This window comes from Photobacterium sanctipauli (genome assembly GCF_003026495.1).
Classification (GTDB): Bacteria; Pseudomonadota; Gammaproteobacteria; order Enterobacterales; family Vibrionaceae; genus Photobacterium; species Photobacterium sanctipauli.
On record NZ_PYMA01000001.1, the window covers coordinates 673,722 to 687,627 of the forward strand.

14 protein-coding genes are annotated in these 13,906 nt (G+C 47.5%); 6 read left to right on the forward strand and 8 right to left on the reverse strand.

Features of this window, described 5'->3' with window-relative positions; translation table 11 throughout:
- Positions 1–3 precede the first annotated feature (3 nt).
- The 4 genes from C9I98_RS02940 to C9I98_RS02955 form a co-directional block, all read right to left on the reverse strand.
- The gene (locus C9I98_RS02940; RefSeq protein WP_107271552.1) at positions 4–1,449 is read right to left on the reverse strand and encodes an ATP-binding protein; all 1,446 of its coding nucleotides are present in this window, start codon (positions 1,447–1,449) and stop codon (positions 4–6) included.
- 49 nt (positions 1,450–1,498) lie between these two features.
- Entirely contained in the window at positions 1,499–2,224 is a 726-nt protein-coding gene (locus C9I98_RS02945) for a response regulator (protein ID WP_036819503.1), read from the reverse strand.
- Positions 2,225–2,415: 191 nt separating this feature from the next.
- Positions 2,416–2,622 (reverse strand): DUF3283 family protein, encoded by a 207-nt coding sequence (locus C9I98_RS02950; protein WP_036819505.1) that lies wholly within the window; start codon positions 2,620–2,622, stop codon positions 2,416–2,418.
- Positions 2,623–2,692: 70 nt separating this feature from the next.
- Positions 2,693–3,475, reverse strand: a complete 783-nt coding sequence (locus C9I98_RS02955) for a hypothetical protein (RefSeq protein WP_036819507.1) — start codon at positions 3,473–3,475, stop codon at positions 2,693–2,695.
- 171 nt (positions 3,476–3,646) lie between these two features.
- Here C9I98_RS02955 and C9I98_RS02960 point away from each other — a divergent pair, with 171 nt between their 5' ends.
- Entirely contained in the window at positions 3,647–4,102 is a 456-nt protein-coding gene (locus C9I98_RS02960) for a GNAT family N-acetyltransferase (protein ID WP_036819509.1), read from the forward strand.
- A 109-nt stretch (positions 4,103–4,211) separates the two neighbouring features.
- On the opposite strand, the gene C9I98_RS02965 is transcribed toward C9I98_RS02960, so the two are convergent.
- Positions 4,212–4,868, reverse strand: coding sequence for a Qnr family pentapeptide repeat protein (locus tag C9I98_RS02965; protein ID WP_036819516.1), 657 nt, complete (start codon positions 4,866–4,868; stop codon positions 4,212–4,214).
- A gap of 459 nt (positions 4,869–5,327) precedes the next feature.
- On the opposite strand from C9I98_RS02965, the gene C9I98_RS02970 reads away from it, so the two are divergent.
- On the forward strand, positions 5,328–7,094 hold the full coding sequence (locus C9I98_RS02970; protein WP_036824278.1) for a sialidase family protein: 1,767 nt from the start codon (positions 5,328–5,330) through the stop codon (positions 7,092–7,094).
- Positions 7,095–7,443: 349 nt separating this feature from the next.
- Here C9I98_RS02970 and C9I98_RS02975 read toward each other — a convergent pair whose 3' ends face one another.
- Both C9I98_RS02975 and C9I98_RS26485 read right to left on the reverse strand, forming a co-directional pair.
- Entirely contained in the window at positions 7,444–7,767 is a 324-nt protein-coding gene (locus tag C9I98_RS02975; RefSeq protein WP_158262653.1) for a helix-turn-helix transcriptional regulator, read from the reverse strand.
- The gene (locus tag C9I98_RS26485; protein WP_036830847.1) at positions 7,760–8,290 is read right to left on the reverse strand and encodes a hypothetical protein; all 531 of its coding nucleotides are present in this window, start codon (positions 8,288–8,290) and stop codon (positions 7,760–7,762) included. Before C9I98_RS26485 ends, C9I98_RS02975 begins: the two co-directional genes overlap by 8 nt.
- 119 nt (positions 8,291–8,409) lie before the next feature.
- Between C9I98_RS26485 and C9I98_RS02980 the strand changes: the two genes are divergently transcribed.
- Together C9I98_RS02980 and C9I98_RS02985 are read left to right on the forward strand one after the other, a co-directional pair.
- Entirely contained in the window at positions 8,410–10,191 is a 1,782-nt protein-coding gene (locus C9I98_RS02980) for a solute:sodium symporter family transporter (protein ID WP_036830849.1), read from the forward strand.
- 153 nt (positions 10,192–10,344) lie between these two features.
- A complete protein-coding gene (locus tag C9I98_RS02985; RefSeq protein WP_036830851.1) occupies positions 10,345–11,160 on the forward strand; it encodes a helix-turn-helix domain-containing protein in 816 nt (271 codons plus the stop codon).
- Here C9I98_RS02985 and C9I98_RS02990 read toward each other — a convergent pair.
- Positions 11,146–12,531, reverse strand: a complete 1,386-nt coding sequence (locus C9I98_RS02990) for an MATE family efflux transporter (protein ID WP_107271554.1) — start codon at positions 12,529–12,531, stop codon at positions 11,146–11,148. The two genes, C9I98_RS02985 and C9I98_RS02990, sit on opposite strands and share 15 nt — an antisense overlap.
- Before the next feature lie 284 nt (positions 12,532–12,815).
- Here C9I98_RS02990 and C9I98_RS02995 point away from each other — a divergent pair, with 284 nt between their 5' ends.
- Positions 12,816–13,214, forward strand: coding sequence for a DUF2170 family protein (locus C9I98_RS02995; protein WP_036828380.1), 399 nt, complete (start codon positions 12,816–12,818; stop codon positions 13,212–13,214).
- The gene (locus C9I98_RS03000; RefSeq protein WP_036828377.1) at positions 13,214–13,900 is read left to right on the forward strand and encodes a PspA/IM30 family protein; all 687 of its coding nucleotides are present in this window, start codon (positions 13,214–13,216) and stop codon (positions 13,898–13,900) included. The genes C9I98_RS02995 and C9I98_RS03000 overlap by 1 nt, the downstream gene beginning before the upstream one ends.
- The last annotated feature ends 6 nt before the right edge of the window (positions 13,901–13,906 follow it).

Below are 13,906 nucleotides of genomic sequence, written 5' to 3' on the forward strand. Positions count from 1 at the left end.
CCTTTATTTTTCTTTTATCAAACGAGGGATAAAGACCTTAACTTCCAGTCCACCGTCAACCGAGTTATGAATTGCCATATCGCCGCCGTGGGCATGGATAATATTACGCGCAATCCCCATGCCGAGCCCGTGACCTTCATCGTCTTTTGCGATACGTACATAGGGTTCAAATACCGCCTCTAGCGAGGCCTCGGGGATCCCCGGCCCACTATCTTTAATGATCACAATGAGCGAGCCCTTCTCGTCCACAATGATCAAGCGTACTTCATCACCATATTTCACGCCGTTTTCAATCAAGTTGCTAAAGCAGCGTTTCAGTGCCAGCGGCTTGCCCGTCAGCGGGGCTATCTTGATATCAGGAATATGTACTTTCACCAGCTCTTGGTTGTGCTGCTCAGCAATGCTGCGCAACATCTCGGCAATATCAACTTGGGTCAGGTTTTCATGCAGGTCCGTATCTTTTACGGTCTGCAACGCCCCCTTCACCATCATCTCAAGCTCGTCGAGATCATTGTTGAATTTCTCGATCTTGCTTTCGTCATCGATCAGCTCGGCACGCAAACGTAGGCGGGTGATCGGGGTTTTCAAGTCATGGGAAATAGCCGAGAACAAGTGCTCGCGGTCATCAATATAGCGCCGTACCCTGAGTTGCATCCGGTTAAAGGCACGGGTTGCGGTCACCAGCTCGCTCGCCCCCTCTTCCTTGAGTGGCGGTTGGTAAATATCAAAGCTCAAGGCATTCGCCGCGTTTGCCAGGCGCTTAAGTGGCTTGGTCTGGCGACGGATCATGAAATAGGTAAACAACAACAGCAAGGTGGTGATAAAGCCCATAAAAATCACTTGCTGGCTGGTAATGATCTCATCTTCCAGGCTGACATAAGGCGACGGCAGCAAACCGGCAATGTATAACCATTCGTTTTCGGCCAACTCCAACTGCACCACCAAAATAGGCGGATTCAAAGGCTCAAGGCTAAGGGTATAGTGCGCCCAAGAACGGGGGAGATCGCTCAGCAGGATATCATTTTTGAGCACATGCAGGGTTTCAGGGCGGGAGAACTCAACCCGAATCACATCCAGGCTCGGCAGCTTGTCGCTCAACACTTCTTCAAACACCCTAACCGCCGTGTTTTTCATCTGTGATGAAGGGATAGGATCAATCAAAATTTCTTCTTCGTTAAAGGAGACGAAAAAGCGGGTTCCCCCCATATTTCGTAGCTGATCCAAGACAATATGGCGGTATTCAAGGGGAAGGGATTGAAAGAACGTCACCGTGGAAGCAAACATGTTTGCCATGCTTGCCGAAGCAGATTCCAAACCTTGGAGATCACGCTGCTTGGATTGGCCATACCAAATGGTGGTGGCAATCATCTGAGCGAGAAACACCGCCAGCAACGTGAACCAGAGGGTACGAGCCAACAGAGACTTTGGCAGCCATTTTTGAATATTCATGTTTTCTCACTCAAAACCGGCGCTGCCAAGCAACGCCAGATTTCAGGTATTAATCTTCGTAGGTGACTTCAGCATTGAACGAGTAACCATTACCACGGATGGTTTTGATTAATCGTTGCTGGTTACCCTTATCACCTAGGCGTTGGCGTAGGCGGCTAAGCTGAACGTCAATGCTACGTGCCGATGGTTTTGCCTCATGGCCACGGGTAGCAAATGAGATAGTATCCCGATCTAACACTTCGTTGGGGCGAGTCAAAAACAACATCAACAAAGCATAGTCTCCGCCGCTTAGCTCGTAATCTTTCTCTTTGTCGAGATCATACAGTCGCTGGGCTGCGGTATCTAAGCGCCAGTGGGCAAAACGAATCGATTTCGGTGCCGACGGCATCTGCTGTGCTTCGGTCGGCTTAACCCGTCGTAACAAGGCTTTGATACGCGCCATCAACTGGCGTGGGCTAAATGGCTTGGCGATGTAATCGTCGGCACCCAGTTCAAGGCCGATAACCTGATCCATTTCATCCGAAACGGCAGTCAACATAATGATCGGCACATCGGACGTTTTACGAATGTATTGGCAGAGGGTAAACCCATCGTCACCTGGCATCATGACATCCAGCAAGATCAGATCAGGGTAGCCCGAAGCCAGACGGCGCTTCATTTCTTCGCCTTCCGCAGCCGTTGTTACAGTGAAGCCCGCTTTGGTCAGAAACTCATCCAGCAGTTCACGAATTTCCTGATCGTCATCGACAACAAGAACTTTCTTGCTTGTGCTCATTCTCTATTCCTTTTCTGCCCTTACGAGCAGTTTACAACCCGTCTGTCACTGCATGGATTATGCAGGCAGACAAAAATAGCAAACCCAAACAAAAAAGGCGCGTACTGCGCCTTAGAATCATGATCTGAGCCTACTATCGGATACGGAATTGCCTATTTGTTCAGTATCCGTTTACTCAAGCACAATGAATATTATGCAACACCCATTTGCGCTTTGTATTTGGTGACGGCACGTTCAAAGAACTCACGCTCATCATCATCGCTGATATTATTGGCGATCTCGGCAAATACCTCATACCCCTTCTTGGCATTCTTTACTTGCCAAACGGAGTAAGCCGCCTGCTTATCCAATTCCACTCGATTTTTTTCAGCATCTGAAAGCAGCGCTAAGTTATGCATTGCCGTTATCCAATATCTCTATCCAGTACTATTTTAATTTTACCGAATATTGGTGGCTGATACCAACATGCTAAAAGCCAAGTAGCCACTTAAAGGTAATAAAGAACCCGGCAACCACCACCATGGTTAAGGCCACACTCATTACCGGGCTCAGCGTCGATGCACACGGGTTGGTAATCGCGTCCATTAATTTGGGCTCGTCGAACTCCCGCTGTTTTTGGCCTTCGATCAGCTCATTCACATAGTGCTGAATAGTGTCGATAGACTCTTCTACTGAGTCGATCACCTGGGCACCCAACCAGCGCTCGCGGTCCACCAGCTGAGTAGGGGCAACATTGCGGGGCTCGGCAAATTGGCCGGTTCGGCGGTCGATAACCGACACTGTCATTTTGTCTTCTTCTTGGTACCAAACCCAGCATGGCAGGTAAGTACCGCCAACTTTAACGTTACTTGGGAACGGGAACAGCGGATCTTTCATCACAGACAGCAATTTATCTTTGGAGTCGATAAGGAAGTGAAGTTGCTGCAAGCAACGCTCTAGCCAGTGGGGGAAGTTGTTACGAAATGCACTTTGACGAAGTGGAGCAAGACGGGCGGCGCCACGGACCACATACTCGGTAACCAGCTGGCTGACTGAGGAGTTGTCAGGCCAAAGGTGCTGTGCCGATTGCGAAGGTAGCGTTATGCGCTGGCAAACCGTCCCGCGGGGAGACACCAATGCGACCGCTTGCTGGGCTTGATCTGCGCCAGCCAAAGCTGGCTGGTGCTGAATGTGCCACGGTCTTGATACTTCCTGTAAGATAGACCGGTAAACTTGATCAACCGTTGACTCATAATGTTGGTAGTTAGTCATGGCTTTCCTCCGGAAATATCACTGATTTTGTTGGCTACATTGTAATCAATTCATGACAAAACTACTTTGATCGAAATCTTATTTTCAAACGATGTTTTTTTCGACAAAATAGCCTCATTCGGTTTTATCTACCAATCAATCATTTGCTTACTTAGGAATTCACCATATTTCATGCCAGCATTGACCATTATTTCAACAACAGCGGAAAACGCGCCTATGCCTTTGTTGCTAGAGGCCGATCCCAGCGAAAAGCAAGTACGTACTTACTTGGCAAGCTCCCATATCTATGTGGCTAAGCAAGGTGACAAGGACGTCGGTGTCTGTGTCATTAAGCCGCTTGAAAATAACAGCGCAGAACTGATGAATATTGCGGTTTGCCCTCACCTTCAAGCCGGAGGGATCGGACGCCAGTTACTTGAACACGTGATTGAGCAAAGCCGCCAACAAGGATTAAAAAACCTCACCCTTGGCACAGGCACATTCGGCTACCAGCTCACCTTCTACCAGCGGGCGGGATTCAGGGTAACGAGCATAGATAAAGACTTTTTCCTCATTCACTATGACGAGCCAATTTTCGAGAACGGCATTCAACATAAAGACATGCTGCGCTTAACGCTAGCGCTATAAGCATAAAATGGGCGCTGAAATACAGTCATGCCGTCCACCATAAGTGAACGGCATTAGGGTATATTGATCTTTTGAGCTGGTTTTTAGCTAATAACTCGCATGTAAGCCTCTAGCTTGGCAGCACAATGATCCCCAGAGGTTCCAGCAGCTGCGCTTGCTGCCAATCGCAAATGGTGACGCCATCAAGGCTCACTCGACGAGGATCGAGTCCCGTTAAATCAACATGGCTCAAGTTAGCACCCGTTAAGTCAAACTGCCCCCATGCCTCTTGCGAAAACTCACCGTTGGTAAGGTCTGATCCCTTAAACGAGGCTCCAACTAAATTCGCCCCGGTCCAGCGGTTTTCGAACAGCTCGCACTCTTCTAGCTTCACATCTTCAAAGTCGGCATAGGCCAAGTTACAGCGGGTAATATACGCCGAACAAAAGAAGGTATTGTGGGTAATGTAATTGGCAAACCGGGCGCGGGACAAAACCACCCCTTTAAGCTGGCTGTCACGGATCTCAATGCCGAACATTTCCGCTCCGGTAAAATCAGCCATGCTCAAGTCGCACTCTTTAAAGCTGGCCTCTTTCAGCTTGGTGTATTGAAACACACAGCCTTCATGCTCACCCCGTTCTACGAACTGGCAATGTTCAAAGCTCGCCTCGGTCAAATCAGCCCGGCTGAAGTCACAGCGAATAAACTGGCAATGCTCAAAGGTAGCCTGCTGCAACTGCTCTTTGGCAAAGCTATGGTCGGTAAAGGTTTGGTTGGTGAAGTGCATAATCACATATCTGACAGTTGTTTATGGTTAGGGTAAAAGTAATCGGTGCAAATAGAAATGGGGAAACTCACTTTTCTGGCAAACAATTATTTAGGGCAACATCTCATTTCTTCCATGACTCACCAACAAAAAAGTGAAGCAAAGCTACATTTCACTCAAAACTTATTGAAGCATAACTCCACCCCCCCGCATAATGAAGCCACGCTCACAACAACAATAAAATTTTGGAGATTTACTCCCCAAATACTGTTTAGTAATTTTATTGGGAGAGTTTGTGCTGAGGGATTACGGCATATAAAAAAGAATAAACATTAATGTTGGTGAAAAATAAATGCGGTCAATCATTAAAGTATTCAAATAAACAAGAAGATTAAAAACCACTAATTACCTATAAGACAGCCAGAAATAGTGATGGCTGTCTAAATCATTGCGTCATTTTGTTATATATCAGGAGAAACAATGAAGTTACATAAATTGATAATGCTGCTGCTGTTTTTACCACAGGTCACTTTGGCAAGTGTGAAAGATATCCAGCCACCACAAATTGTGGGCGTCCCTCCCGCTGATGCAGGAAGAGGCCTAGTACGAGTCAATGACCATGAAATTCGCCACTATAATGGTGGGGAGGGTTACGCTGGCCGTAAAATGCTGGTAAGTAGCGATAATGGCCTTACATGGCAAGAAAGCTTGGCGCCATCATCATACCCGCCTAACTTTGGGGGAATTCCAATTGAGTCACCAGCAATTTCCCCTAACCCAATTACTGGGGAATATATACGAGTACAGCCAATTGATGGTTACGTTTTTATTTCCAATGGCGGACTTGATGGCGAATGGGCCGCGGTGACAAAAGATGGCCAACTTGACTATAACTGGGAGCAAAATGACAAAGAGAACTACCTGACTCTTAGTGGCATTATGCGTAATCCAACTTTCGTGAATAACGGTAAACGAATTTTAATTCCGTCACATGAAATGCGCGAAGGTACAACAATACATATTTCAGATGATGGCGGGCTAACTTGGCGCACTTCTAAAGACATAATCTCAGCCCCTCCGCATGAAAAAGATGAAATCCACCAAGGTGTACGATGGCGCAATAGCGGCGTTGAAGGATCAATTGTAGAGCTAAAAGACGGGCGCCTTTGGATTCTTGTTCGCACCTCACAAGATCAATACTACGAAGCATTCTCCTCAGATTTTGGTGATACATGGACTGAATCACAACCTTCGCGTTTTTTCGGTACATTAACTATGCCAACCATTGGCCGCTTGAAGGATGGACGCCTACTTGCTCTATGGACAAATACGATGCCATTGCCTGAGCACCAAGGTACCCAAGATGACATGTGGGAAGACGTTTTTACTAATCGCGACTCCCATCATGCTGCAATCTCTGACAATGACGGTAAAACATGGATTGGATTTCGTGAGATCATCCTAGATGAACATCGCAATAGTGATGATTATGCCCTCTTTGAAGGCAAAGGTGACCGGGGTAAACAGCAAAGTGAGTTTATCCAACTGGACAAGCATCGCGTGCTTGTTTCTATTGGACAGCATAAAGAACATCGCCGTTTGATGATCTTGGATACGCGTTGGCTTTATCAAAACAAACGCAGAGAGAACTTTAACAACGGCCTAGAAGATTGGACCATTCATAGCTATATCCCAGAGGTTAGAGGGCATGTCAGCTATGATCGTAAACCATCCGCTCAACTTGTAAATCTTAAAGATAAGCCGAAGCAAAAAGCACTCCAAGTACGACGAGTGAGTGACGGCGAACTCATTAATATTGATAACAACCTTAACTATGAAAAAGGTGGTGCAACCTGGAACTTCCCGAATGGGAAAAAAGGCCGAGTTGATGTTCGCTTTAAGTTAAATAAACACAGTGGTGGCACTCAAGTTAGCCTCACTGATCGCCTGTTCAATGCTGTTGACGAAACAACTGCACACTATGCTGTATATACTTTGAATCTGGCACCTGGAGAAAAGCTTGGTAAGCATAAACTCAAAGCTAACCGTTGGTATACCCTTGGCTTAGATTGGAACGGGGTAAAGAAAAACTCATCTGTTCGAGTCTTACTTGATGGGAAGCCAGTGGATAGGCTCAAAATTAAAAATACCAGCCCTAATGGCATCAGCTATCTTCACTTTATCTCAACAAGCCAAGACGCTGATGATGGGATGTTAGTTAAATCGGTAAAAGCGTCGGTTAAATAACAAAGGCCTCACCTTAAGATACGTTTGCAATCATTTCTAAGCCAGCAGCTTCTGTTACTGGCTTTTTTGAGCACTTTGTTGGGTGATTTTAACTTTACTTTAAACAAGGCCCCCTACCGAGCTTTATACCAGATTTAAAGAACCTCTGATTAAGCAAGGTGTGCAATTTTCTAGCCCCCAGACAAAGTCTTTATCGCTTAACTTCAAAGTTATACTTATTGGAGCCATTAACCCAAGCTTTCACAACCTTACTTGCTTTTCAAGTTATAAACATGTTTCAGGGGTGATGCCCCATGTACACAACCAAGCACCTATAGCCATCATATATGCTTGAGGTTATTTATATCACTTATTTATCTTTATTAGCATTAACTTCTGATGGTGAATAGCCAAATTTATGCTTAAATGCCTTACTAAAGTGAAAACTGTCATAAAAGCCCAATTGTTCGGCTACACGATGAACGCTTTTATTTTCTTTTAATAACGAGTAGGAATAATGGAGTTTCGTGTTTAAATAATACTCTTTAGGTGACTGATTCGTATGCTTAAGGAATATTTTTCGTAAATGCTGCTCGCTACATTTTACATAGCTCGCCATTTCTTTTACCGTCCACTTCCGACCAAGGTTGCTACACAACTCATCTATTACCAACTGCACCTTTTTTTCATACACGCTTAACCTGCGACAGCCATTCGTACAAAACCGTCGTGATAATCGAAACCGCCAGTGGCTCTTGGCCAGCGTTTTGCGACGAGAACAAGCGTGATGCCCTTTCAAGTTGCTGACTAACATCGACATCGTCAGGCAGATTAATCAATTGGTTATAGGGCAAATCCCAGAACCCGTTCGGGACGAACTCCAACAAAAACAAATCCCATATTTCACCAACACAGCGATAACCCTCTATAAGTAAAGGGTTTATAAAGATAACGCTCGCCTCTGGCAAGGCAATCACCTCGCCATTAGATAAGCTCACCACACCGCTGCCGTATCGCGTATACAGTGCAATTGTCGAATGGGGGTTCAGTGGCAGGTGCTTATCCCTTGGCCACTTCACATCATAGGATGCATCCGCTTTGGTATCCCATAAGGCGATAAGACGGATCCCGCTCGACATCACATTTCCGTCAAGAACTACCGGAATATTGTGCTGCGTTTCGTTTTTTACATGCTTTTTATCAGTAAATCCATTCATTCTGTAAGCCTACAGGTGAACAATAAATCTGGTTCAATCATTTAATAATGACTTTATCCTAATAATTAAAGCGTTATTGAAGACGAATAAAACTATGACATAACGTGAGTATACAATAAATGTTCACCCTACTATCCTTTATATTCTTTACAGCACTCGTTGCGGTCATTTCTTATATAAAAACAAGAAATGATAACCTAAACAGTGAAACTGGTTACTTCCTTGCAGGCCGAAGTTTGCCATGGTTTGTTATCGCCGGTTCGCTATTTCTTACTAATATTTCAGCCGAGCAGCTAACAGGATTAAATGCCAATGCATTTATGAATGGTGCCAACGTAATGGCATGGGAAACCACATCTGCTCTTACCCTGATTGTTCTAGCCTTTGTTTTTCTACCTCGTTATCTAAAATCAGGCGTGACCACCATTCCGCAATTTCTTGAAAACCGCTACGGCAAGAAAATGCGTATTGTTGCCTCGTTCATTTTCCTCTACGCCATTGTGATTGGCTTCCTGCCATTCGTACTTTACGCCGGCGCCATCACCCTAGGTAAGCTGTTTGATGTTAGCAACCTACTCGGCACCACTGACAACACCACGACGTGGATCATGGTCATTGCCATCGGCGTCATCGGCGGGTTCTACGCGGTATTCGGAGGCCTGAAAGCAGTCGCGGTATCAGACACCATCAACGGCATCGGACTGCTGATTGCAGGTATGCTGGTGCCAGCGATTGGCTTGTACGAACTGGGTTCCGGTAGCATGACCGAAGGCTTTTCTATCTTGCTGTCAGAAGCCCCTGAGCGCATGAACGCAGCTGGCCTGACGGCCGATGCCAACATCCCTTGGCATGGTATGATCTCCGGCGTCATCATTATCAACCTGTTCTTCTGGTGTACTAACCAAGCCATTATCCAGCGTACCCTTGCCGCCAAGAACTTGGCTGAAGGCCAAAAAGGTGTGCTGGCTGCCGGTGCGATGAAAATTGTCGGCATCCTGATGCTGGTGCTACCGGGTATCATTGCATGGCACATGCACCAGCGCGGCATGCTGGATATCCCATTCAAGATGGCGGATGGCAACCTGACAGACGTACTGAACGCTGACATGTCTTACCCTATTCTGGTGCGTGAAGTGCTGCCTGGCTGGCTAACCGGCTTCTTCGGTGCTGCTTTGTTTGGTGCCGTATTGAGCTCATTCAACAGTGGTGTAAACAGCCTCTCGACCCTGATCAGCTTGGATATCTACAAGCAGCTGATCAAGCCTAAGGCGACAGATTTGGAAACGGTAAAAGTTGGCCGCGTATTCGGTATTGCGACCATCGTGATCTGTATCTGTATCGCGCCATCCATCTCAACCTCTGATAGCCTTTACACCCTAATGCGTACCATTATGGCGGTGATCAACGTGCCAATCCTGGCCGTGATTGTGATGGGCGTACTCTCAAAGCGCGCACCTGCAATCGCAGCTTATGTGGGCTTGGTGTTCGGTATGATCTTCTTCTATACCACGCACTTTGTCATGGGCGGCGACCTTGGCTTTATCCAGTTCCACTGGCTTCACCTTGTTGGCCTGAACTTCGTGCTGATGCTAAGTATCATGACGGTGATCCGCTACTTGAAACCACAAGAAAAAGCGTTTGTTCAGCACTATACCCAAGAGGTTGAAATCAAGCCTTGGAAACATGCCAAGCTTGCTAGTGGCCTACTGGTTCTTAGCTTTGTTGCCCTATACGCCGCCTTCTCGCCACTTGGCCTGACATCACCGGACGGCTCGCTGCTGAAGGTAATGGCAGCTATCATCGGCAGCATGCTGGGTATCTACGCGGTGATCCATATCGTGTCTAAAGTCATCAAAAACCGAATGGCACAAGAAGCCAACGGTGAAAGCCAGCCGCAATAACCGCAAACCCACCTAAACAAATGGCGACCCACCTGGTCGCCATTTTTATTTATCCCTTCCCAATGTATTCCCAACATAAAAGCGAGTTTCATAATCAATTGAAAATAAAAGCAGTATTCAGTATAAGAAGATCAGTGTGAGAAGGAGTTCGCCTTGGATTATTTCTGTTTCGAAGCCATTAAAGACCAGCTTAGCCCCCGCTTTATCGCATTCGATGACACCGAATGCGTCCAGCATGTTGGCAACAACCTTCGGCAGTTCAGGACGGCGACTCAGCTGACACAGCAATCCCAAGCAAACGCCATGCAAGTGTCGATAGCCCAGTATCGAAAATATGAACGGGGTATCGATTTACCCAAAATGCACTCGGCAGCAAGATGGTCGGTGCTATTTGGCGCGCCAATTTCATTGTTGTTTCGAAATACCTGCTACCAGGCCACCTTTGACGAACAACCCGCACCGTATTTTTTCGGCGTTTATCATGCCATCACCCATGCCAGCCCAAACACCTTTCAGGCATTGCTGCAACTCACCAATGAGATCACCGGCCAGCCGCTGGAACATTGCTTTCGCGAGACTCCCGAAAGTGATATTCAGCAGGTACTCGGCAATATCGATGAGCACTACTACACCAGCGTCGCCAAAAACCTGCTGCTCATAAGGCAATCGCTGAGTTTCTCGCAAGAGAAAATGGCCGAACTGCTGGGCCTTTCGCTATCCACCTACAAGCAATACGAAAAACTGAGCAATACGCCCAAGATCCCGGTCACCTTCAGTGCCCGTACCCATGCTATCCTTGGCCTTGAGAGCCAATGGGCAGAAACCGGATCGTCACCCTTTGCGATCTTTAGCCGAAGACGCCGCCAGCGGTTGGATTTGCTGCGTCCGGTATTTTCGCAGGCATCGGCAGAGCAACAGCAGCGCCTATGCCAGCTCTACCAATCAGTCTTCCATTTAACTCGTGGGTAGCATACTCATGCGCTGCCAACGCCGTGCCGACCAACGACCTAGGATCATAATGCAGCGAAAGTACTCATCGAGCAGTAGGGCAATCCACACCCCGTAAAGGCCGTATTCGAGCACCACCCCGAAGACATACACCAACGGCAAGCAGATCAACCACATGCTGGCAATGGAGATCACCACCGGATATCGAACATCGCCGGCTACAACCAAACTGTTCACTACCACCATGTTTGTCGCGCCAGCTGGGTGGCGCAGCATATCAATGCCAATGAGCACCGCACCGAGGGCTAGAATATCTTCGGCATCGGTAAAAATGCCAAACGCATAGTCCGAAAAGAACCAGATCAACAGCAGCATAGCACTGCTGCCCAATACACTGGCCTTGATGCTTTCTTTTATCTGGGCCTCAATCGCTGCCGCGTCCCCTTTGCCAAGCAGGTAAGACACCAAAATTCGATTACCCACACCAATTGCCTGGGAGAAAATCACCGGCACCAAGATCAGGTTCAAGCTATAGATACGGGTAGAAACCGCCAATGTGCCAAGGCCTATCACCACGATGGTGATAAAGAAGCGGTTCAGCTCATAAGACATCGGTTCCATGGTGGCCGGCACCCCGATTTTCAGCGTTTGGCGCATAAACGCCGTAAAGGAATACTGCTGTTTTACGCAAGCTTCCCCACCCGATTGGAACCCTATTTTCTTGTAGCCGTGGACAAAATACATCGCCACCAGCAAGCCAACCAAGAACGACAATGTCGAAGCCACGGCGACATTTTCTACCCCAGATAACCCCGTGTTGATCCACCCGCTGATAAACAAACCATTTAGGACGATGTTACAACTATTGGCCGTCAAGGTTGCCCATAGATTCAGCTTGGTCCAGCCGTTGACATTCAAGATGGAGCTATAGCCGATCTGCACGGACTTGATCAACAAAGCAGGCAAAAACATAAACAAATAGGCCGAGGTAAGCTGTGCCATTTCGGTGTCCAGCCCCATCCAGCGGCCAATATGCTGGTAACACAGCCAATAGACCAGCATCACCGCAACCCCGACCCCAGTATTGAAGACAACAGTGTGGCGGTAATTGCGCGGCAACCCTTCCGTTTCTCCCGCTCCCAACATCCTGCCCAGCACCGCAGTCGTACCAATCGACAAAGAATGGAGGATCACAATGGGGATCACGATAACGGGCATCAAGGTACCCACCGCCGCAGCCGAGGCTTCAGAGACATAATTCAGAAAAAGCACATCGGTAAAGTTGATCAGGTAGGTCAGCAGAATCTCTAAAAACAGTGGCAAGCTTATCGCAAGCAAGCCCCTTTCAAGCGCGTCGTTGGCGTTGGTAGCAGACATAGTTAACTTATTCATGAACTTATCAAGGAGTAACGAGGATACGTATCGCAGGCAAGAAAAACAGAGGATAAGGTGCCAAATTCCCCACGCCAGATAACACCTTTTTACCTATCTGCTTTTGTTCGCTACACCAAAAGCGCAAGATTGAAACACTCAATTGTTAAAATTATCACCAGCAAAGCCCCAAAACAGGTCACAAAAAAACAACAAACCTAGCGTTTTAAATGGGTATTTACTGCAATTAACCCCATAATTAAAGGACATTTTTCGTACAGCCCATAACCGAGGACGACATCAAAATGACTTGGCAACTCGCGGAACTGACTCCCATTTTATCCAGCCATGAGGGCTGGCGCGTCACCGAAAACGACTCGGTGCTGACTATCCACAACGAAGACGGAATCGAGGCTTACCTTGCGGTTTCCGGCGAACAGATTCTGGTTGAAATACTGCTTTTCCCGGCTGGGCAGGTTGCCGACACCGCTAAGCTCAACGAGGAAATTCTTCGCACCCACAAAATGTTCCCGCTATCGACTATCGGTATCAATACCCTCGATGGCGAAAGCTACTATGTGGCTTTCGGCTCGCTATCATCACAATCCAAGGCGGAGAGTATTGTCATTGAAGTCGCGACCTTGTTCCGCAACGTCGAAGCCTTTATTGAGCTTTATCAGGATCACCTTAAGGAGCTTGCATAATGAGTGTCTGGAAGAAGCTATTTACCGCCATTAAAGGCGGAGTCAATGAAACAGCCGAATCAGTGGCTGACAGCCAAGCATTGCGCATCCTTGACCAAGAGATCCGCGAAGCAAAACAAGAATTGCGCCGCTCTGATGAAGCCCTTGTGGGTATTGTCGCCAAGCGCAAGCTTTCCCAACAAAAAGTCGATGGCTTCAACCAAGGTATTGAAGAATACGAAGGCCATGCCCGCAGCGCGATGGAAAAAGGGGCGCAAGAGCTGGCACTGGAGTGTGCGCAAAAGGTGGCCAACCTGCGCAATGAGCAACAAGCCGAGCAAGCCTACCTCGATCAATTCATCGCTTCCGAGCAGCGTATGCGCACCAACATCAGCCAAGCCAAAGACAAGCTACGCCAGCTGGAGCAACAAGTCGATGTGGTAAAAGCCAACGAGGCGGTGCAAAAAGCCCAATCGGCTGTGTCGGCCACCAATGTCGGTGCCAATGCGAAAATGCATACCGCGGTTGAATCATTGGAGCGCATCAAGCAACGCCAAGCCGAAAAGTCTGCCCAGCTGGAAGCCGCTGCTGAAATGGCCGAAGAGCAATCCGGTTCAAGCTTGGATAAAAAGTTGGCGCAAGCGGGGATCACCGCAGGTCAGTCGTCATCAGCGGAAGATGAACTAAAACGGATCCTCGGCAAGTAACCATTG